Below are 19,300 nucleotides of genomic sequence, written 5' to 3' on the forward strand. Positions count from 1 at the left end.
TCCGATATATCGTACGTAGTGGTCGTACGATATATCGCAAGATACACTCTTGCAAGACCTGCGGGCACCCTGACGTTTCGGGAGCCGCCTTGTGTGGGAGCCGGCTATGCCGGCGATCCCGCGGCAGCGGGCAAGCCTGTCGCGAGCATCGCCGCTGAAGCGGCTCCCACACAAAGCCTTGGGCTCCTTACCCGAACGTGAAGGTAAACGCGTGGAAATTCGCCTTCGGGACGCGGATCGTCAGCACGTGGTCTTTGTAGTCCTCGCCGCTGTAGAGCGTGTAGAGCATCGATTTCTGCACCGTCACCGGCGCCTGGGGCTTGCCGTCGACCAGCACTTCGAGGGTGACCGGGTCGTTGGCGCTGGCCACGATGTGCACCTTCTTCGCCTTGAAGTGCAGCCGGATCTCGCCGCTGGGGCCGACGAGGCTCGCGTTCTGGCGGCCGATTTCCCAGCGGCCCACCAGGGCGAAGCGATTGAGGTCGAGGCGGGAGGGCGCGGTGAAGTCGCCCGTTCCGGTGCGGTCGCCGCCTGCGCTGGCGTTGTTCTGGCTGCGGTCGGCGCCGAAATACATCTCCGGCGAGCCCAACTGGGTGAAGTCCGGGGCGTCCTTGTCCGCGGCCGCGGCGTCTGTCAGCCGCGGCAGGCCCAACAGGGTGCGGATGGCGTTTTCCATTTCCAGGTAATTGCCCTCGCCGAAGTGGTGGGCGATGACGTTGCCGCGCTGGTCCACGAGGTATTCCGCCGGCCAGTACTGGTTGCTCCAGGCGTCCCAGGTGGCCAGATCGTTGTCCTGCGCCACCGGGTAATGGATGCCGTAGCGCGCGATGGCGTCGCGGACGTTCCCTTCCTGCTTCTCGAACGGGAATTCCGGCGAATGCACGCCCACGACCACCAGGCCCTTGTCCTTGTACTGGTCGTACCAGCGGGTGACGTGCGGCAGGGTGCGCAGGCAGTTGATACAGGAATACGCCCAGAAATCGATCAGGACCACCTTGCCGCGCAGCTGGCGCATGGTCAGCGGCTTGGAGTTGTGCCAGGCGGCGATGTCGGCGAACTCCGGGGCGGTCTGGGCGGCGGTGGCCGGTCGCACCACGCCCAGCGCCGTGAGGGCGAGGACGCAGGCGAGAAGGGCATGACGGAACGGGTGGCGCATGGAAACTCCGTGTTCTCGGGGGTACGGGAATAAGACCGGCCGTGGTAGCGGCACCTTACATCGGCCCGGTGCGCTAAAATTGGCGTTTGCCAGCCTCGCGAGCCAGCCGTAGCGCCATGACCTCGATCAAGCAGGACGACCTCATCACCAGCGTCGCCGACGCCCTCCAGTACATCTCGTACTACCACCCGGTGGACTACATCCGGAATCTCTCCGCCGCCTACGAGCGCGAGGAATCCCCGGCCGCGAAGGACGCCATCGCGCAGATCCTCATCAACTCGCGCATGTGCGCGGAAGGCCATCGCCCGATCTGCCAGGACACCGGCATCGTTACCGTCTTCCTGAAGATTGGCATGAACGTACGCTGGGACGATGCCACCATGGGCGTCGAAGACATGGTGAACGAAGGCGTGCGCCGGGCCTACAACCACCCGGACAACAAGCTGCGCGCCTCGGTGCTGGCCGATCCGGCGGGCAAGCGCATGAACACGCGAGACAACACGCCCGCGGTGGTCAATGTGTCCATCGTGCCGGGCGACAAGGTCGACGTGATCGTCGCCGCCAAGGGCGGCGGTTCGGAAGCGAAGTCGAAATTCGCCATGCTCAATCCGTCCGATTCCATCGTGGACTGGGTGCTGAAAACCGTGCCGACCATGGGCGCCGGCTGGTGCCCGCCGGGCATGCTGGGCATCGGCATCGGCGGCACGGCCGAGAAGGCCATGCTGCTGGCGAAGGAAGCGCTGATGGAGCCCATCGACATCGTCGACCTCATCGCACGCGGCCCGTCGAACCGTGCCGAGGAACTGCGTCTGGAACTGTACGAGAAGGTGAACGCGCTCGGCATCGGTGCACAGGGCCTGGGCGGTCTCACCACCGTGCTCGACATCAAGGTGAAGGATTACCCGACCCACGCCGCCAACCTTCCCGTGGCGATGATCCCCAACTGCGCCGCCACGCGTCACGCGCACTTCGTGCTCGACGGCTCGGGCCCGGTGGCGCTCGATCCGCCTTCGCTGGAAGACTGGCCGAAGCTCACCTACGACGCCTCCAAGGGCCGTCGCGTGGACCTCGACACGATCACGCGCGAGGAAGTGCAAGCCTGGAAGCCGGGCGAGACGATCCTGCTCAACGGCAAGCTGCTCACCGGCCGCGACGCCGCGCACAAGCGCATGATCGACATGTTGAACCGCGGTGAGACGCTGCCGGTGGATTTCACCAATCGCTTCATCTACTACGTCGGCCCGGTGGATCCGGTGCGCGACGAAGTGGTGGGCCCGGCGGGCCCGACCACGGCCACGCGCATGGACAAGTTCACCCGGCAGATGCTGGAGTCCACCGGCCTGCTGGGCATGGTGGGCAAGTCCGAGCGCGGTCCGGCGGCCATCGATGCCATCCGTGACAACAAGGCCGTGTACCTCATGGCGGTGGGCGGTTCGGCGTACCTCGTGTCGAAGGCGATCAAGGCCTCGCGCGTGCTGGCATTCGAAGACCTCGGCATGGAAGCGATCTACGAATTCGAGGTGAAGGACATGCCCGTGACCGTGGCGGTGGACAGCGCCGGCACCTCGGTGCACGAAACCGGGCCGAAGGAATGGCGCTCGAAGATCGGGAAGATTCCGGTCGTCGTTGTCTGATCGCCCAGGGCTAGTGGCTTTGTGTGGGAGCCGCTTCAGCGGCGATGGGTGCTCGCGGCAAGATTGCCCGCTGAAGCGGCTCCCACAGAAGTGGCTCCCACAGAAGTGGCTCCCACAGAAGCGGCTGCCATGAAGGGGCGCCCGACGAGCGGTCAGGGGGCGTGAGCGAGGCGCCACGTGTGCCTCGCGATCTGCTCGTCTTCTTCCGTGCGCATCACGCGCACGTCGAATGGCCCCATCCAGCGCAATCCGTCGACGATCGCGTCACGCGTCACGGCATCGTTCTCCCCGATGCCGCCCGTGAATATCAGCAGATCCATCCCACCCAGTGAGGCCGCCATCGCCGCCACGTGCTTCTTTGCCACGTGCACGAACACCTCCTGCGCGAGATGCGAGGCCTCGTTATCCATCGCATGCAGCTTGCGCATGTCGCTGGTGCCGCCCGAAAGGCCTTTCAGTCCGGACTCGCGATCCACCAGCACTTCCAGCCGCTTCACGTCGTAACCGCGCTCGCGCATCAGGTACAGCAACACGCCCGGATCGAGGTCGCCGGGGCGCGTGCCCATGACGATGCCACCGGTTGGCGTGAGGCCCATCGTCGTATCCACCGATTTGCCCGCGCGCACTGCGCAAAGGCTTGCGCCATTGCCCAGGTGCGCGATGACTACGCGCTCCGGTATCGCCTTGCCCAACTGCCGGACGATGGACTCGTACGAGAGTCCATGGAATCCGTAACGCTCGATGCCGCCGCGACGGAGGTCTTCGGGAAGGGGCAGCGTTTTCGCAACCGGGGGCAGGGTGGCGTGGAACGCCGTGTCGAAGCACGCCACCTGTGGCACCTGCGGGAAGGCGCGTTGCGCGTGCCTCACGATATCCACGGCAATGGGCACATGCAGCGGCGCGAACGCCTTTGCCTCGTCCAGGTGCTTCATGAGGCCCTGATCGATGAGCGCATGTGCGCGCACGTTCGGGCCGCCGTGCACGAGGCGATGGCCGACGGCGTCCGGCATCGGAAGCGAGCGCTCGCGCAGCGCTGTCACAATGGCGTCGACCGGGTCCTTTCCCGCGTGGCCGGCTTCCGTCTGCGCGGCCAGCAGTTCCTCGCAGTCGTCGCCTGCGACTCGGTAGAGCCCGTACTTCAACGACGACGAGCCGGCATTGAGGGCCAGCACGTGACCCGACGACGTCATGCGGCGTCCTCGGCCTTCCACTGCCAGTCGCGCACGTCGGGCAGATCCTGGCCGTGTTCGCTCACGTAAAGCTTGTGCCGCTCAATGTCGGCCCAGTAGCGCTGCTCGGCCTTCGCGCGTTCGCCCGCGAAGCGGGGGATGCGGTTGATGGCGTCGAGCGCAAGCTGGAAGCGGTCCATGTTGTTCAGCACCATCATGTCCAGCGCGGTGGTGGTGGTGCCTTCTTCCTTGTAGCCGCGCACGTGGATGTTGTCGTGGTTGTGGCGGCGGTAGGTCAGCTTGTGCACGATGCCGGGGTAACCGTGGAAGGCGAAGATCACCGGGCGGTCTTTGGTGAACAGGTCGTCGAAGCGATCGTCGTCCATGCCGTGCGGGTGTTCTTCCGGTGGCTCCAGCGTCATCAGGTCCACCACGTTCACCACGCGGATGCGGATGTCCGGCACGTACTCGCGCAGGAGCATCACGGCGGCCAGCGTTTCCACGGTGGGCGCGTCGCCGGCGCAGGCCATCACCACGTCCGGATCGTCGCCGCCCCGGCCCGCCCACTCCCAGATGCCCGCGCCCACGGTGCAGTGGCGCACGGCGCTTTCCATGTCCAGCCACTGCCAGTCCGGCTGCTTGCCCGCGACGATCACGTTCACATAGTGGCGGCTGCGCAGGCAGTGGTCGGCCACCGAGAGCAGGCAATTGGCGTCGGGCGGCAGATAGATGCGCACGATCTCGGACTTCTTGTTGGCCACGTGGTCGATGAAGCCCGGATCCTGGTGCGAGAAGCCATTGTGGTCCTGGTGCCACACGTGCGAGCTGAGCAGGTAGTTCAGCGACGCGATGGGCGGACGCCACGACATCTTCCGCGTTACCTTCAGCCACTTGGCATGCTGGTTGAACATCGAATCGATGATGTGGATGAAGGCTTCGTAGCAGGAGAAGAAGCCGTGGCGGCCGGTGAGCAGGTAACCCTCCAGCCAGCCCTGGCACTGGTGCTCGCTCAGCACTTCCATCACACGCCCGGCCGGCGAGAGGTCTTCGTCCACGGCTTCCGTGCGCGCCAGCCAGGTTTTGCCGCTTGCCTCGTACACGGCCTGGAGGCGGTTCGACGCCGTTTCGTCCGGGCCGAAGAGACGGAAGGTTTCCATGTTCTGCCGCATTACTTCGCGCAGGAAACGGCCCAGCACCCGGGTGGCTTCCGCCTTGTGGTCGCCGGGCGATGTCACCTCCTCGGCGAAATCGCGGTAATGCGGCATGTGCAGCTGCTTCAGCAGCAGCCCACCGTTCGCGTGCGGGTTCATGCCCATGCGCCGGCGTCCCTTCGGCGCCAGCGAGGCGAATTCCTCGCGGAAGCGTCCGTTCTCGTCGAACAGTTCTTCCGGATCGTAGCTCTTCATCCAGCGCTCGAGGATGGCCACGTGCTCGTCGCTGTCGAAGTTGGAGATGGGCACCTGGTGCGCACGCCAGGTGCCTTCCACCGGCTTGCCGTCCACTTCCTTCGGGCCCGTCCAGCCCTTGGGGCTACGCAACACGATCATCGGCCAGCGCGGCCGTGCGGCTTGTTCGGCCGTGCCCTCGCGCGCCGCCTTCTGGATACGCGCGATGTCGTCGAGGCAACGATCGAGCGCGGCGGCGAATGCCTGGTGCATGGGTTCGAACTCGTGCCCCTCGACGAAGTGCGGCTCGTAACCGTAGCCGCGCATGAGGTCGCGCAGTTCTTCCGGCTCGATGCGGGCGAGCACGGTGGGATTGGCGATCTTGAAGCCGTTGAGGTGCAGGATGGGCAGCACGGCGCCGTCGCGTTCCGGGTTAAGGAACTTGTTCGAATGCCAGCTCGTGGCCAGTGCGCCGGTTTCGGCCTCGCCGTCGCCCACGATGCAGGCCACCACAAGGTCGGGATTGTCGAACGCCGCTCCGAAGGCATGCGACAACGAATAACCCAGTTCGCCGCCTTCGTGGATGGAGCCGGGTGTTTCCGGAGCCACATGGCTCGGGATGCCGTAGGGCCACGAGAACTGGCGGAACAGTTCGCGCATGCCGGCGACGCTGCGATCGATGTGCGGGTACACCTCGGTATACGAACCCTCGAGGTAGGTGTGCGCCACCGCGCCGGGGCCGCCGTGGCCCGGGCCCATCACGTAGATCATGTTGAGGTCGCGCTCGACGATCGCGCGGTTGAGATGGGTGTAGATGAAGTTCAGGCCGGTGGTGGTGCCCCAATGCCCGAGCAGGCGATGCTTGATGTGCTCGCGGCGTAGCGGTTCTTCGAGCAGCGGGTTGTCGCGAAGGTAGATCTGCCCGACGGTGAGGTAATTGGCGGCGCGCCAATAGGCGTGCATGCGGCGAAGCAGGTCGGGCGCGAGCGTCTCTGACATGGGGAGCTTCCAGTCGACAGGGTCGCCCTTCAGGGTAGAACGTCGGGGACTTGGCGTGCGTGAAAAATTCGGTCGCGATTTGGGCGGGTTATTCCGCCGAGCCGACTTCGCGCGTGTTGCGCTCCATCACCTTGATGGCATCTTCGGCCTTCCGGCGCGATTCCTGGGAAGGCGCGGACTCGGACGTGCCGCGCAGGCGGGCGCGTTCCTCGAGTTCACGCGTGGCCGAGGGCACGCCGTGCGGAACGGCTGCCGGCGGCGTTGTCGCGGTCGGTGGTGGTGGCGGGGGCGGCTGCGTGGGCACGGCCGCAGCCGGCGGTGAAGCCGACGGCGCGCTGCTGCTCGTATCGGCTGGCATGGGCACGGGCTCGGCACGACGCGACATGGCGCGCCAGATGAAGATGCCGAGCAGCACGGCGATGACGACCATCAGCAACAGTGGCAGAAGGCGCGAACCCGCACCGTCCGATGCGCGGCGCACCTTGCCGGATTTGCGCGCCGCCACCGTGGGAAGCGCCACGCCCGGAATCGAGGTGTCGCGCTGGTCCTGCAGCTTCAGCATGACGCGGAGAATGTCGCCGTCGATGAGCTGGAGGCGTGGCTGGCGCCGCGGCACGGCGCGGGCCTCGGCGCTGTAACCGCCGCGCGTGACCAGGATGCCGCGTGTGGCGGCCTCGTGGAGCATGGTGCCGAGGAGTTCGTTGACTTCCTGAAGTTCCACCTGCACGGCGTCCCAGTGCTTGCACTGGACGATGACGGTCTCGCTGCCGCGATGCAGGCGCAGGTCGAAGGCGCCATCGAGTTGCTTCAGCGAGGCAGGGGGCGCGTGGTATTCCACACGCCAGCCCTGGTCACGGTAGTACTCGGCCAGCAGGTGTTCGAAGTCGTGCCAGCTCAGCCGCGCGAGTGCGTCCGTACCAGCGGGCGAGGGCGGTCGCGCCGAGAACATCGATCAGTGGTACCTGCCAGGGCGAAAACACCATGATAACCGCTCGAGCGTCCGATTCGTGCGCCGGTTCATATACGTGACGATTGCCGGTGCACGCGGCCTGCGGCTACATTGGGCGTTTGTGTTCGGGGAATCCGGGGGAACGACGTGGGCAAGAAAGTGTGGGCCGTGGCTGTGGCCCTGGTGTTGTCGGGTTGCGGTGGCAAGGCGGTGATCGAGAGCGACATGAGCCGCGTGGTGGCGAGCAGCCCGTCCTCGCCGTGGCTTACCGTGGAAGGCAACGGCGGCGCCGTGCTCACGGTGACGGGCCTGGAGCAGAAGGCCCGTGTGCAGGTGAACCCCGATGTCGCATCGGCGGTACAGGCGCGCGTGCGGACGCTGCTGCAGCCGCGTTACTTCACCGACCTGCTGATCAACTGCGCCGAGCTGGAGGTGCAGGTGTCCGCGAAAGCGGACGACGAGGCCGCGCCGCCGACCGCTAACCTCGACCTTGCCGTGAACTGCCGCATCGTCGCGCGCGGTCCGGCGGTGGCGAAGTCGTACCGCCTTCGCCAGTCGGCGACGATCGATCCGGCGGCGCCGCATCTCGATACCCTGGTGCCGAAGCTGCTGGTTGCCGCGTCGAACGAGCTGGCGGAAAAGCTCTGGGCGGACGTGCCGGTGCCCGCTGCGCGCCGTTGACCGCCAACCCTCCGCTGTAGGAGCCGCCATGGCGGCGAGGAACGCTGCCTCGCGGCATCGCGCTTGCGTAGGCCCTCGCCGCCATGGCGGCTCCTACAGAGGTAGCGTGTCGGGCTTTGTCGGTTCGGCCGCGGAACGCAGGTCGTCCCGGCACGCCAGCAGCCGCTCCTGGCTGAAACCCTGCGCCGGCGTGGCCAGCAGCACCGCCTCCGGGTCGGCCCTGCCGCGTGCCACCAGCACGTCGAGCATCGCCACGCGGCTCGCCGCGAGCAGCGCGCGCCCCAGCGGAGTGCGTGCGCCGGCGTCTGCCGGGTCTGCGCGCTCGGCCAGGGCCTGCACCACGCGCGACGGAAAATTCCAATGCCGCGCCGCATGCAAAGAGAGGCGCTCGATCTGCTGCCCCAGCGCCGCCACGAAGGGGCGGCTGAAGGGGAGTGCCGCGGGCTCGGGCACGCGTTCGACCTCCCGCAGGATCGCCTGCGCACCTGTCTGGCTTGCTATCCCCGCCAGGAACGCCTCGAACGGGTCGCACACACCCTTGCTCAGGAAGGCACAGGCGCGGGCGCAACGTTCGGCATGTTCCCAGAGGCGTTCGCCCGCCTGCTTGCCGGCCTCGCTGTGATCGGTATGCAGGATCGGCCGCATCACCATCTGCATCACCACGCGGCGCAGGCCGTCGTGGCCCAGCAGCGTGATGGCCTGTGGCAGGCCCGCCACGGGACGCGCGGTGCGGAAGTACGCGCTGTTGGCGACACGGATCACTTCGCCCACCAGCACGGTGTCCCGCGAGATCTGCTCGGCCAGCGCGCGGGTGTCGGTGTCGTCGTTGCGCAGCGAGCGCATGAGTTGCGGCACCACCGCCGGCAGGCGGGGCAGGGAACCGACGTCGAAGCGCTCGTTGCCGAAGGCGTCGCGCACACGGCGGAGCGTGGTCTGCTCGGCAGGCGTCAGGCCCTGGTCGTGCGGCGGTCCGATGCCGAAGACGAGGCGATAGAAGGCGTCCTCGATGTCGTCGCCCGGCACGACGCCAGGGAACGCCCGGTCGATGGCGACGGGCGGCAAGGACACCGGTGGCTGGATGCGCTCCTGCGCGACGGCGGCCTTGCGGCCGGCGCCGAACCACTTCCTGAAGAACCGGCCGATCACGCGGAAGCTCCCGGCAGAGGGTTGGGGACGATGGGAGGAGTATATCCCTCGGACTGCGGCCAACCGCACAATGCGGCATGGTCACTCACTTGCCCACCAGCCGCATCGTGCTGCCACCCGGTAACTGGCCGTCGGTGCTCGATTTCCTCTGCGAGCGCTTCCCGGCTGTCGGCAGGGAGGCATGGCTCGGGCGGATGGCGCGGGGGGCGGTGACGGTGGACGGGATCGTGGTCCACCGGCTGGCGCCGTATCGGCCGGGGGCGGTGCTGGCGTATCGCCGCGAAGTCGAGAACGAGGAACGCATCCCGTTCGAGGAATCGATCGTCTATGCCGACGACGACCTCGTGGTGGCCGACAAGCCGCATTTCCTTCCCGTGATGCCCGCGGGCCAGTACGTGGAGGAGACGTTGTCGGTGCGCCTCGTGCGGCGGCTGGGGAATCCGGACCTGGTGGCGCTGCACCGGCTCGATCGGGCCACGGCGGGGCTTGTGGTCTTCTCCGCCCGGCCCTCCAGTCGCGATGCCTATACGCGGCTGTTCCGCGAGCGCGCCATCGCAAAGATCTACGAGGCGCTGGCGCCCCCGCTACCCGAGCGCACGTTTCCCTTCGTGTACGAGAGCCGGCTCGAACGCGGCGAGCCGTTCTTCCGCATGCGCGAGGTGCCGGGGCCTCCAAACGCCTGCACGCGTATCGACGTGATCGAGCGCGGCGATCGTCTGTGGCGCTATCGGCTGGAGCCGGTCACGGGGCGGAAGCATCAGCTCCGCGTGCACATGGCGGCGCTGGGTGCGCCGATCGACGGCGACACCGTGTATCCGGACGTGCGCGAAGAACTTCCGGGCTTCGCTCATCCCCTGCGCCTGCTGGCCCGCGAGCTTCGCTTCGAGGATCCGTTCACCGGCGAACCGCGAACGTTCCGCAGCGAACGCCAGGTGTAGGAGCGCGCCCTGCGCGCGACAGGGATCGACCTTTCACACCGACGGGCGCAAACTATGCGCCTCTTCGTTGCCCGTCCCCGGATGAACGCCGCCCCAGGCTTCCGCACCGTTGCCCTGATCATCGCAAGCGCGATGTTCATGGAACAGTTGGACGGCACCATTCTTGCCACCGCCTTGCCTGCCATGGCGGAATCGTTCGACGTGTCGCCGCTGCACATGAGCGTGGCGCTCACGTCGTACATGCTCAGCCTTGCCGTCTTCATTCCCGCCAGCGGCGCCATCGCCGATCGCTACGGCTCGCGCAACGTCTTTCGCGCCGCCATAGCGCTTTTCACGCTGGGTTCCGTGCTGTGCGGCGTTTCCGGAAACCTGCCCCTGCTGGTGCTTTCGCGCCTGCTGCAAGGCATCGGCGGCGCGATGATGGTGCCGGTGGGACGGCTGGTGCTGCTGCGTTCGGTGCCGAAGTCCGAGCTGGTGTCGGCCATGTCGTGGCTGCTGGTGCCGGCGCTGATCGGGCCGGTGGTCGGGCCGCCGCTGGGCGGCTTCATCGTCACCTGGGCGTCTTGGCGGTGGATCTTCTACATCAACGTGCCCATCGGCATCGCCGGCATGTGGCTCGCGTCACGCTACGTGCCCGACATCCGCCTGTCCGAGAAAGTGCGCTTCGACAAGCTGGGATTCGTGCTGTCGGGAGCGTCGCTTTCCTGCCTGGTGTTCGGCCTGGAAATGGCGAGCCATGGCGCCACGTCGCTCTACGGTTCCACCGGCCTCGTCGTGACGGGCCTCGTCACCGGTGCGCTGTATGTCTGGCACGCGCGGCGCGTGGAAAATCCCATTCTCGATCTGTCGCTGATGCGTTTCACCACGTTCCGCCTCTCGGTGGTGGCCGGCTCGCTCACCCGTATCACCGCCGGCGGCATGCCGTTCCTCCTGCCGTTGATGATGCAGCTGGGATTCGGTTTGTCCGCCGCACACAGCGGCGTGGTCACCTTTGTTTCGGCGCTCGGGGCGATGCTGATGAAGGCCACCGCTTCGCCAGTGCTGCGGAAGTGGGGTTTTCGCAACACGATGGTGTGGAACGGCGTGTTGTCGATGATCTGCGTGGCGTTGTGCGCGGCGTTCCGGCCGGACTGGCCGTTGTGGACGATCTACACGGTGCTGTTGCTCAGCGGCTTCTTCCAGTCGCTGCAATTCAGCGCGTACAACACGGTGGCGTATGCCGATGTGCCGAGCGAACGCTTCTCCGCCGCCACCAGTTTCTATTCGACGTTCCAGCAGCTGATGCTCTCGCTCGGCATCTGCGTGGCCGCCGCGTCGTTGCACGCGTCGGTGGCGTGGCACGGACACGAAAGCTCGCAGCTGACCGACTTCAGCGTGGCCTTCCTCGTGATCACGCTCGTCTCGCTGATCGCAGCGCCGGTGTGCGCGCTGTTCCCCCGCAATGCAGGCGCGGAGATGAGCGGGCATCGCTCGCGCTGAGCCGCGGGAGCCTGCTTTAGCCTGGCTTTGTGTGGGAGCCGGCTATGCCGGCGATCCCGCGGCAGCGGGCCGTCTTGCCGCGAGCACCCAATCGCCGCTGAAGCGGCTCCCACACAAAGCTGAGCCCAAGCGAAGCCGGCTACAAAATTGAGGGCAGGGCCACGGGATACCGGACCCACGGCCCCACAACCCCCGGCATGGCCGCCAGACGCCGGGCCTGCGACACGAACTCGCGACGCGGGATTTCAATGGCGCCCATGCTCAGCAGGTGATCGTTCGTCACCTGTGCGTCGAGCAGGGGGAAGCCCCAGCCATGCAGCAGGCCGCATAGCGCGGCCAGGGCCGCCTTAGAACCGCCGGTGCGCGCGCTGAACATCGATTCGCCGCAGAACAATCGGCCCACCGCCACGCCGTAGATGCCGCCGACCAGCGAACCCCGGTCCCACACTTCCACGCTGTGTGCGTGCCCGCGCCGATGCAGTTCCTCGTAGGCGGCGATCATGTCGTTGCCGATCCACGTGCCCGGCTGGCCGGCGCGCGGGGCGGCGCATGCGCGCATCACACGACCGAACGAGGTATCGGCCGTGACGCGCCAGCCCGAGCGGCGCAGCTGCTTGCGCAGGCTGCGGCTGATGTGCACGCCGTCGGTGCGGAACACGCAGCGCGGATCCGGCGACCACCAGAGGATCGGCTCGTCCGCGTTGAACCAGGGGAAGATGCCCTGGCTGTACGCCGCAAGCAGCCGCTCGGGCGAGAGATCGCCGCCCCATGCCAGCAAGCCGTTCGGCTCGGCCAGCGCCGATTCCGGGTCCGGAAAGAGCCCCACGCGCGTGCGATGCAGTTGCGGCAGCGTGATCATCGGTCGGCGTAGGGCGAGTGGGCCATGAGTTCCTGCCGATAGGCCTCGCGATGGGCGGCTTCCTGCTGGAGCGCGTCTGCGACCGCACGGCGGAAACCTTCGTGGGCGATGTAGTGGCGCGAATGCGTCAGCGTGGGCAGGAAGCCGCGGGCCAGCTTGTGCTCGCCCTGGGCGCCCGGTTCGAATCGATGGAGCCCCTCGCGAATGGCGTAATCGATGCCGCGGTAATAGCACAGCTCGAAATGCAGCCCTGAAACCTCGATGCTCGCGCCCCAGTAGCGACCGTACAACGCCTCACCGCTGCGCAGGAACAGCGCCATGGCGACGATGTCGCCGCCGTCGCGCGCGAGCGCCACCTGCACGCCGGGTCCCATCGTCCGGCCCAGGTACTGGAAGAAGCGCGCGGTCAGCGCCGCGTGGTTGCCCTTCATGTCGAAGGTGAGTTCGTAAAGGGCGTGGATCTGCCGCCACTCGGCATCGGACAACGTATCGCCGCCGCGCATCTCCAGCGTGAGGCCGGCCGCATGCGCATGCGCGCGTTCGTGCCGGATGTTCTTCCGCTTTTTCGCGGTGAGTGCGGCGAGGAAGGCGTCGAAGTCGGCGTAACCGCGGTTATGCCAGTGGAACTGGACATCCGAGCGTGCCAGCCAGCGGTCGTCGAAGGCATCGAGATCGGCGTCGGGCAGGAAATTCGCATGCACCGACGAGAGGCCGAGTCGATCGGCCTCGTCGACCAGCGCGGCGGTGAGGCGGTTGCGCGTGACTTCCGCCCCGACGCCGTCGCGCACCAGCAGGCGCGGGCCCGGCACGGGCGAGTAGGGCGAGGCGACCAGGAGCTTCGGGTAGTAGTCCCCGCCGGCGCGCTCCCAGGCGGCTGCCCAACTCCAGTCGAACACGAACTCGCCGTGCGAATTGCCCTTGAGGTAGGTCGGTGCGGCGCCGATCAGCCGGCCGCCCTCGAACAGCCCCAGATGGTAGGGCTGCCAGCCGTAGTCCTCGCGCAGGCATCCCTTCGCCTCCATGCCGTGCAGGAAGGCATGCGACACGAAGGGATTGCCGTCGGGCACGAGCGCATCCCAGTCGGCAGCCGGAATGCCGCCGAGGCCGTCGAGGAAGCGCACCTCGGTCATGCCGCTTCCCACGACACCGTGGCGGCCGTCAGGCGAGCAGGTGCTGCTGGTCCAGCCAGCGCTCGGCGTCCAGGGCGGCCATGCATCCGAAGCCGGCCGAGGTGATGGCCTGGCGGTAGACGTGGTCGGCCACGTCGCCTGCCGCGAACACGCCGGGCACCGAGGTGGCGGTGGCCATGCCGTTCAGGCCCGACTGGATCTGGATGTAACCGTCCTTCATCTCGAGCTGGCCTTCGAAGATGCCCGTGGCCGGGGTGTGGCCAATGGCCACGAAGAAACCCTGGACGTCCAGGTCGCGCTTGGCGCCGGTGTTCACGTCCTTCACCCGCACGCCGTTCACGCCGGAGTCGTCGCCCAGCACCTCGTCCACCTGGTGGTTCCAGAGCAGTTCGATCTTGCCGGCGGCGGCCTTCTCGAACACCTTGTCCTGCATGATCTTCTCGGCGCGCAGCTTGTCGCGGCGGTGAACCAGGTAGACCTTGCGGCAGATGTTGGACAGGTACAGCGCCTCTTCCACGGCCGTGTTGCCGCCGCCGACCACCACCACGTCCTGGTCGCGGAAGAAGAAGCCGTCGCAGGTGGCGCAGGCGGACACGCCGCGACCTTTGAACTTCTCTTCCGAAGCGATGCCCAGGTACTTGGCGGTGGCGCCGGTGGTGACGATGAGCGCGTCGGCCGTGTATTCGCCGCTGTCGCCCTTGAGGCGGAAGGGGCGGTTGGAAAGATCCACGCTGTGGATGTGGTCGAAGACCATCTCCGTCTCGAAGCGCTCGGCGTGTTCGGCCATGCGGCGCATCAGTTCCGGACCCTGCACGCCCTTCTCGTCGCCGGGCCAGTTGTCCACCTCGGTGGTGGTCATCAACTGTCCGCCCTGCTGCAGGCCCGTGATCATCGTGGGCTTCAGGTTGGCACGGGCGGCGTACACCGCAGCGGTGTAGCCGGCGGGGCCCGAGCCGAGGATCAGCAGGCGGCTGTGCTTGGGGGTGCTCATGTATAATCCTTGGGTTTACTGCGGCGCGTTAAGTCGTATCGGTCCGAGAGGGACGTTGTCGACCCGGGAGAATGGGGAAGACGCGGGTGCGATTCAAGACGTGCGCCTCAACGACGGCCGCCGGTCCGTCCCCACGGGCCGGCTTTATTCTGTACTTTCAGGATCCTCCATAAGATGCGCATCGGTATTCCCTCCGAAACCAAGACCCTCGAGGGCCGCGTCGCCCTCGTTCCGGCCGCCGCCGCCGATCTCGTTCGCCGCGGGCACGAAGTGTTCATCCAGGCCGGTGCCGGCACCAAGAGCGGCTACGCGGATGCCGACTACGCCGCGCTGGGTGTCACCGTGGTGCCCGACGCCGCCGCCGTCTACGAGAAGGGCGAGCTGATCGTCAAGGTCAAGGAGCCGATCGCGGGCGACCTCGCGCTGCTGAAGAAGCACCACCTCCTGTTCTGCTACCTGCACCTGGCCGCCGAGCCCGCGCTCACCAAGAGCCTGCTCGACATCGGCCTCACCGGCGTGGCCTTCGAGTCCGTCGACGAGAACGGCGCGCTGCCGTTGCTGCTGCCCATGTCCGTCATCGCCGGCCGCATCGCCACCCAGATCGGCACCACGCTGCTGCACCAGCCCAACGGTGGCAAGGGCAAGCTGCTGGGCGGCATGGCTTCCACGCCGCGCGGCAAGGTGGTGGTGCTGGGCGCCGGCGCCGCCGGCGGCAATGCCGCCGCGCTGGCCGCATCGGCCGGTGCCAACGTGGTGGTGTTCGACAAGCGCCCGGACCGCATGGCCGAAATGATGGCCCTGGGCCCGAACGTCACCGCCCTGTATGCCTACGAGTCGTCGGTGGCCGAGGAAGTCCGCAACGCCGACATCGTGGTCGGTGCCGTGCTGATTCCCAGCGCCAAGGCGCCGCGCGTGGTCACCGAAGACATGGTGAAGACGATGGAGAAGGGCTCCGTGCTCGTCGACATCTCGATCGACCAGGGCGGCTGCTTCGAGACCTCGCGTCCCACCACCTGGAAGGAACCCACCTACGACGTGCACGGCGTGACGCATTTCTGCGTCACCAACATGCCGGGCGCCGTGCCGCAGACCTCCTCCACCGCCATTTCCGCCGCCATCCTGCCGTACGTGCAGCGCCTGGCTGGCGGCAACGAGTGGCGCGACTACGCCCCGCTGGCCGCGGGCATCAACATCGAGAACGGCAAGATCGTGCACCCGGCCCTCCAGGGCATGGCATGATGCCGAAAACCGGGACCGAGGTCGTTCGTTAGTGGCGCGAAGCGCGAAAGTCGTAAAGAAGCAGGCGAGGGCGCAGGTCAAGGCCCAGCGGGAGGGCTTGAGCGACGAGCTCAAGCGCCGCCTGCGTGAAGCAGGGGCCTTGCTCCTGCTCCCGCTCGCCCTTTACCTCCTCGTCTGCCTGCTCAGCTACAACGACCAGGACCCGAGCTGGGGCCACATGGGCGTCGCCGACCATGCCACCAACTTCGGTGGCGCGGTCGGCGCGAACATCGCCAACCTGCTCAGGTACATCTTCGGCCTGGTGTCGTACGGCTTCCCGTTGCTGCTCCTGGCGCTGGGCATCCAGGTGATCCGCCATCGCGGCGAGCGCAACGTGCAACCGTGGGAGCCGTCGCTGCGGCTCATCGGGTTCGTCTTCTTCTTCATCACCGCACCGGCGCTGGTCTACCTGAACGTCGATTCGGTGGTGCTTCCGGAAGGTCCCGGCGGCATCGTGGGCAAGTGGGTGGGCCACGGCCTGCACAATGCCTTCGGCGACAAGGGCGCGCCGCTGCTGCTGCTCGCCGTGTGCCTCATCGCCATCACCCTCGCCACCGGGCTTTCGTGGTTCCGCCTGATGGACGCCACGGGCGAACTGGTCATGCGCTTCGGGGGCTGGCTTGGCGGCAAGCTGCGCCGCGCTCCCGATGTCATGGCCGCACGTTCCGCCCGCGCCGAGCGCGAGGTGGTGAAGAAGGCCGAGGCGGTGAAGCAGGCCAAACGCGAGCCCGTGCGCATCGAAACCCCCACGCCGATGGTGGTGAAGAGCGAACGCGCCACGCGCGAGAACCAGATTCCGCTGTTCACGGGCGCCTCGATGGACGGCGAAATCCCGCCGTTGTCGCTGCTCGACGAAGCGCCGCCGCAGGGGCCGGGTTATTCCGAGGAAACCCTCGAAGTCCTTTCCCGGCAGGTGGAGCTGAAGCTCAAGGATTTCCGCGTCGAGGCGCGTGTGGTCGGTGTCTATCCGGGCCCCGTCATCACCCGTTTCGAACTCGAACCCGCCGCGGGCGTGCGCGGCAGCCAGGTGTCCAGCCTGGACAAGGACATTGCACGCGGCCTTTCCGTGGTCAGCGTGCGCGTGGTCGACGTCATTCCGGGCAAGAACGTCATCGGCCTGGAAATCCCGAACACCAAGAAGCAGATCGTCTACCTTTCCGAGATCCTGCGTTCCGAGCGCTACGACCAGGTGAAGTCGCCGCTTGCGCTCGCCCTGGGCAAGGACATCGGTGGCAAGGCCGTGGTCACCGACCTCGCGAAGATGCCCCACCTGCTGGTGGCGGGCACCACCGGTTCCGGCAAGTCCGTGGCGGTGAACGCCATGGTGCTGAGCCTGCTGTACAAGTCCAGCCCCAAAGACGTCCGGATGATCATGATCGATCCGAAGATGCTGGAGCTCTCGGTTTACGAGGGCATCCCGCATCTGCTGGCGCCGGTGGTCACCGACATGAAGGAAGCCGCCAACGCGCTGCGCTGGTGCGTGGCCGAGATGGAACGCCGCTACAAGCTCATGGCGGCGGTGGGCGTGCGCAACCTCGGCGGCTTCAACAAGAAGGTGAAGGACGCCGAGAACAACGGCCAGCCGCTGCTCGATCCGCTGTTCCGCGCCAACCCCGACATGCCGGGCATGGTCGCCGAGCCGCTGGAAGCACTGCCGCACATCGTCATCATCATCGACGAGTTCGCCGACATGATGATGATCGTCGGCAAGAAGGTGGAAGAACTGATCGCGCGCCTCGCGCAGAAGGCGCGCGCCGCGGGCGTGCACCTCATTCTTGCCACGCAGCGCCCCTCGGTGGACGTCATCACCGGCCTCATCAAGGCGAACATTCCCACGCGCATCGCCTTCCAGGTGTCCTCGAAGATCGATTCGCGCACCATCCTCGACCAGTCCGGCGCCGAAGCGCTGCTGGGCCACGGCGACATGCTCTACCTGCCGCCGGGCACCGCCACGCCCGAACGCGTGCACGGCGCCTTCGTGGACGACCACGAAGTGCACAACGTCGTGGAGTGGCTGCGCGCGCAGGGCTCCCCGAATTACATCGAAGGCGTGCTGGAAGAAGTGCAGTCCACCGCCGACGGCAAGATCATCAACGACGCCGGCCTGCCGCAGGACGCCGACGGCGATGGCGACAGCGACAACGCGCTCTACGATCGCGCCGTGCGCGTGGTCACCGAAACGCGCCGCGCGTCCATCTCCGGCGTGCAGCGCCACCTGCGCATCGGTTACAACCGCGCCGCCCGCCTCGTCGAGCAGATGGAGCAGGACGGCATCGTCAGCGCGCCGCAGCACAACGGCAACCGCGAAGTGCTTGCGCCGCCGCCCCCGAAGGACTGATTCCGCATGAACGCCATGAAGCCGGGCGCGCTCCGCCAGCGCCCCTGGGGCCTGCTCGTCACCGGCGACCTCACGCCCAACCCCGAGGTGCTGGACGAAGTCGAAAGCATCTTCGAGCTCAATCCTTCCATCCCCGGGCTGGAGCTGCGCGCCGACGACGGCCGCGCGTGCTTCGTCACCCGCGATTACCCCAGCGGCCATACGGCCGGCGTGGACGACGCCCTGGAGGTGATCTTCGCCGAGCAGCCGGAGATCGCGGAGATCGCCGTGCTGGGGCAGGACGCCCGGCCCGTGCATACCGCCACCCGCGACGCGCCGTTCTGGCACAAGGACGGCAAGGCCATTGCCGACATCAGCGAAAAGATGGAATCCGGCGAGATCACACCCTCGGAAGCCATCGACATGCTTAAGTCGCTGTTCGAAACCGATCGCTGACAATCGCGCCGAACCCAACGGAACCCGCCCATGAAACGTTTCCTGCTTGCCGCGACGCTTTCCCTGCTCAGCCTGCCTGCCTTCGCCGCGGGCCCGGCGCGCGAGCGACTCGACGCGTTCGCCAAGGGCATGCATTCGCTGACGGGCCGTTTCAGCCAGACCATGTCCAACGCCAACGGCGACCAGGGCAAGACCAGCTCGGGCACCATGGCCTTGCAGGCGCCCCGGCAATTCCGCTGGGAAACCACCGCACCGTACAAGCAGACCATCGTGGCCGACGGCAGCCGCGTGTGGCTCTACGATCCCGATCTTGAGCAGGTCACCGTCCGCAAGCAGAGCAGCGAGGAAGCGCAAAGCCCGCTCACCGTGCTCACCGACCTCTCGCTGCTCGACAAGGACTTCAAGGTGTCCGAGCAGGGCGAGCGCGACGGCCTGCAATGGCTGCGCCTCACGTCCACCGGCAAGGACCCGCAGTTCGAATACGCCGATCTCGGCTTCGACGTCGGCGGCCTCGCCCGCATGGTGTTCCGCGATCAGCTCGGCAACACCACGCGGATCGACTTCGCGGGCTGGAAGCGTAACGTCGACCTGCCGCCGGACACGTTCACCTTTGTGCCGCCGCAAGGCACGGACGTGATCGGCGATGCACCCGTGATCCAGACGCAGCCTGCGAAGTAATCGTCGGTTGGTCAAACGGCGAGAAGCGAACTTGCCGTAACGACGCTGCGACGGC

General features: G+C 67.0%; 16 protein-coding genes. 8 read left to right on the forward strand and 8 right to left on the reverse strand.

Translation table 11 applies throughout. The features are described from left to right. Window positions 1-187 precede the first annotated feature (187 nt). Window positions 188-1,156, reverse strand: coding sequence for a thioredoxin family protein (locus FHS47_RS05475; protein ID WP_167024018.1), 969 nt, complete (start codon window positions 1,154-1,156; stop codon window positions 188-190). Window positions 1,157-1,272: 116 nt separating this feature from the next. On the opposite strand from FHS47_RS05475, the gene FHS47_RS05480 reads away from it, so the two are divergent. Next, window positions 1,273-2,790, forward strand: a complete 1,518-nt coding sequence (locus FHS47_RS05480; RefSeq protein ID WP_167024021.1) for a fumarate hydratase — start codon at window positions 1,273-1,275, stop codon at window positions 2,788-2,790. 152 nt (window positions 2,791-2,942) lie between these two features. Here FHS47_RS05480 and FHS47_RS05485 read toward each other — a convergent pair whose 3' ends face one another. The 3 genes from FHS47_RS05485 to FHS47_RS05495 all read right to left on the reverse strand — a co-directional run bounded on the left by FHS47_RS05485 (window position 2,943) and on the right by FHS47_RS05495 (window position 7,292). After that, window positions 2,943-3,980 carry an acetate kinase gene (locus tag FHS47_RS05485; protein ID WP_167024023.1) on the reverse strand — a complete coding sequence of 346 codons (1,038 nt, stop codon included), beginning with the start codon at window positions 3,978-3,980 and terminating at the stop codon, window positions 2,943-2,945. Next, a complete protein-coding gene (locus FHS47_RS05490) occupies window positions 3,977-6,343 on the reverse strand; it encodes a phosphoketolase family protein (protein ID WP_167024026.1) in 2,367 nt (788 codons plus the stop codon). The genes FHS47_RS05485 and FHS47_RS05490 overlap by 4 nt, the downstream gene beginning before the upstream one ends. 88 nt (window positions 6,344-6,431) lie before the next feature. Continuing rightward, the gene (locus tag FHS47_RS05495) at window positions 6,432-7,292 is read right to left on the reverse strand and encodes a restriction endonuclease (RefSeq protein ID WP_167024029.1); all 861 of its coding nucleotides are present in this window, start codon (window positions 7,290-7,292) and stop codon (window positions 6,432-6,434) included. A 147-nt stretch (window positions 7,293-7,439) separates the two neighbouring features. Between FHS47_RS05495 and FHS47_RS05500 the strand changes: the two genes are divergently transcribed. Further along, window positions 7,440-7,973 (forward strand): hypothetical protein, encoded by a 534-nt coding sequence (locus FHS47_RS05500; protein WP_167024032.1) that lies wholly within the window; start codon window positions 7,440-7,442, stop codon window positions 7,971-7,973. A gap of 93 nt (window positions 7,974-8,066) precedes the next feature. Here the strand turns inward: FHS47_RS05500 and FHS47_RS05505 are convergent, their stop codons facing one another. Continuing rightward, complete coding sequence (locus FHS47_RS05505; protein WP_167024035.1) at window positions 8,067-9,119, reverse strand: HDOD domain-containing protein; 1,053 nt, start codon at window positions 9,117-9,119, stop codon at window positions 8,067-8,069. A 77-nt stretch (window positions 9,120-9,196) separates the two neighbouring features. On the opposite strand from FHS47_RS05505, the gene FHS47_RS05510 reads away from it, so the two are divergent. Together FHS47_RS05510 and FHS47_RS05515 are read left to right on the forward strand one after the other, a co-directional pair. Continuing rightward, window positions 9,197-10,057, forward strand: a complete 861-nt coding sequence (locus FHS47_RS05510) for a pseudouridine synthase (RefSeq protein ID WP_167024038.1) — start codon at window positions 9,197-9,199, stop codon at window positions 10,055-10,057. Between the two features lie 54 nt (window positions 10,058-10,111). Then, a complete protein-coding gene (locus FHS47_RS05515) occupies window positions 10,112-11,536 on the forward strand; it encodes a DHA2 family efflux MFS transporter permease subunit (protein WP_167024041.1) in 1,425 nt (474 codons plus the stop codon). 139 nt (window positions 11,537-11,675) lie between these two features. Here the strand turns inward: FHS47_RS05515 and aat are convergent, their stop codons facing one another. From aat to trxB, 3 genes are read right to left on the reverse strand one after another with little or no spacing between them, the layout of a single operon-like run. Continuing rightward, on the reverse strand, window positions 11,676-12,395 hold the full coding sequence (gene aat, locus FHS47_RS05520) for a leucyl/phenylalanyl-tRNA--protein transferase (protein WP_167024044.1): 720 nt from the start codon (window positions 12,393-12,395) through the stop codon (window positions 11,676-11,678). After that, window positions 12,392-13,525: a GNAT family N-acetyltransferase gene (locus tag FHS47_RS05525; RefSeq protein ID WP_167024047.1), complete on the reverse strand. Its 1,134-nt coding sequence runs from the start codon at window positions 13,523-13,525 to the stop codon at window positions 12,392-12,394. The genes aat and FHS47_RS05525 overlap by 4 nt, the downstream gene beginning before the upstream one ends. A 28-nt stretch (window positions 13,526-13,553) precedes the next feature. Further along, the gene (trxB, locus tag FHS47_RS05530; protein ID WP_167024051.1) at window positions 13,554-14,516 is read right to left on the reverse strand and encodes a thioredoxin-disulfide reductase; all 963 of its coding nucleotides are present in this window, start codon (window positions 14,514-14,516) and stop codon (window positions 13,554-13,556) included. 174 nt (window positions 14,517-14,690) lie between these two features. On the opposite strand from trxB, the gene FHS47_RS05535 reads away from it, so the two are divergent. From FHS47_RS05535 to lolA, 4 genes are all read left to right on the forward strand, one after another. Next, on the forward strand, window positions 14,691-15,755 hold the full coding sequence (locus FHS47_RS05535; protein ID WP_167024054.1) for an alanine dehydrogenase: 1,065 nt from the start codon (window positions 14,691-14,693) through the stop codon (window positions 15,753-15,755). A gap of 97 nt (window positions 15,756-15,852) precedes the next feature. Beyond that, window positions 15,853-18,132 carry a DNA translocase FtsK gene (locus FHS47_RS05540; RefSeq protein WP_208381807.1) on the forward strand — a complete coding sequence of 760 codons (2,280 nt, stop codon included), beginning with the start codon at window positions 15,853-15,855 and terminating at the stop codon, window positions 18,130-18,132. A gap of 6 nt (window positions 18,133-18,138) precedes the next feature. Beyond that, the gene (locus tag FHS47_RS05545) at window positions 18,139-18,567 is read left to right on the forward strand and encodes a hypothetical protein (RefSeq protein ID WP_167024059.1); all 429 of its coding nucleotides are present in this window, start codon (window positions 18,139-18,141) and stop codon (window positions 18,565-18,567) included. Between the two features lie 30 nt (window positions 18,568-18,597). Then, a complete protein-coding gene (lolA, locus tag FHS47_RS05550; protein WP_167024062.1) occupies window positions 18,598-19,245 on the forward strand; it encodes an outer membrane lipoprotein chaperone LolA in 648 nt (215 codons plus the stop codon). Window positions 19,246-19,300: the final 55 nt, after the last annotated feature.

Source organism: Luteibacter sp. SG786 (assembly GCF_011759605.1).
In the GTDB taxonomy this organism is placed as follows: domain Bacteria; phylum Pseudomonadota; class Gammaproteobacteria; order Xanthomonadales; family Rhodanobacteraceae; genus Luteibacter.

Excerpts from the sequence above, each read along its gene's own strand:
- FHS47_RS05475 (WP_167024018.1), bottom strand. The coding sequence starts at position 1,156 with ATGCGCCACCCGTTCCGTCATGCCCTTCTCGCCTGCGTCCTCGCCCTC.
- FHS47_RS05480 (WP_167024021.1), top strand. The coding sequence starts at position 1,273 with ATGACCTCGATCAAGCAGGACGACCTCATCACCAGCGTCGCCGACGCC.
- FHS47_RS05485 (WP_167024023.1), bottom strand. The coding sequence starts at position 3,980 with ATGACGTCGTCGGGTCACGTGCTGGCCCTCAATGCCGGCTCGTCGTCG.
- FHS47_RS05490 (WP_167024026.1), bottom strand. The coding sequence starts at position 6,343 with ATGTCAGAGACGCTCGCGCCCGACCTGCTTCGCCGCATGCACGCCTAT.
- FHS47_RS05495 (WP_167024029.1), bottom strand. The coding sequence starts at position 7,292 with ATGTTCTCGGCGCGACCGCCCTCGCCCGCTGGTACGGACGCACTCGCG.
- FHS47_RS05510 (WP_167024038.1), top strand. The coding sequence starts at position 9,197 with ATGGTCACTCACTTGCCCACCAGCCGCATCGTGCTGCCACCCGGTAAC.
- FHS47_RS05515 (WP_167024041.1), top strand. The coding sequence starts at position 10,112 with ATGCGCCTCTTCGTTGCCCGTCCCCGGATGAACGCCGCCCCAGGCTTC.
- aat (WP_167024044.1), bottom strand. The coding sequence starts at position 12,395 with ATGATCACGCTGCCGCAACTGCATCGCACGCGCGTGGGGCTCTTTCCG.
- FHS47_RS05525 (WP_167024047.1), bottom strand. The coding sequence starts at position 13,525 with ATGACCGAGGTGCGCTTCCTCGACGGCCTCGGCGGCATTCCGGCTGCC.
- trxB (WP_167024051.1), bottom strand. The coding sequence starts at position 14,516 with ATGAGCACCCCCAAGCACAGCCGCCTGCTGATCCTCGGCTCGGGCCCC.
- FHS47_RS05535 (WP_167024054.1), top strand. The coding sequence starts at position 14,691 with ATGCGCATCGGTATTCCCTCCGAAACCAAGACCCTCGAGGGCCGCGTC.
- FHS47_RS05545 (WP_167024059.1), top strand. The coding sequence starts at position 18,139 with ATGAACGCCATGAAGCCGGGCGCGCTCCGCCAGCGCCCCTGGGGCCTG.
- lolA (WP_167024062.1), top strand. The coding sequence starts at position 18,598 with ATGAAACGTTTCCTGCTTGCCGCGACGCTTTCCCTGCTCAGCCTGCCT.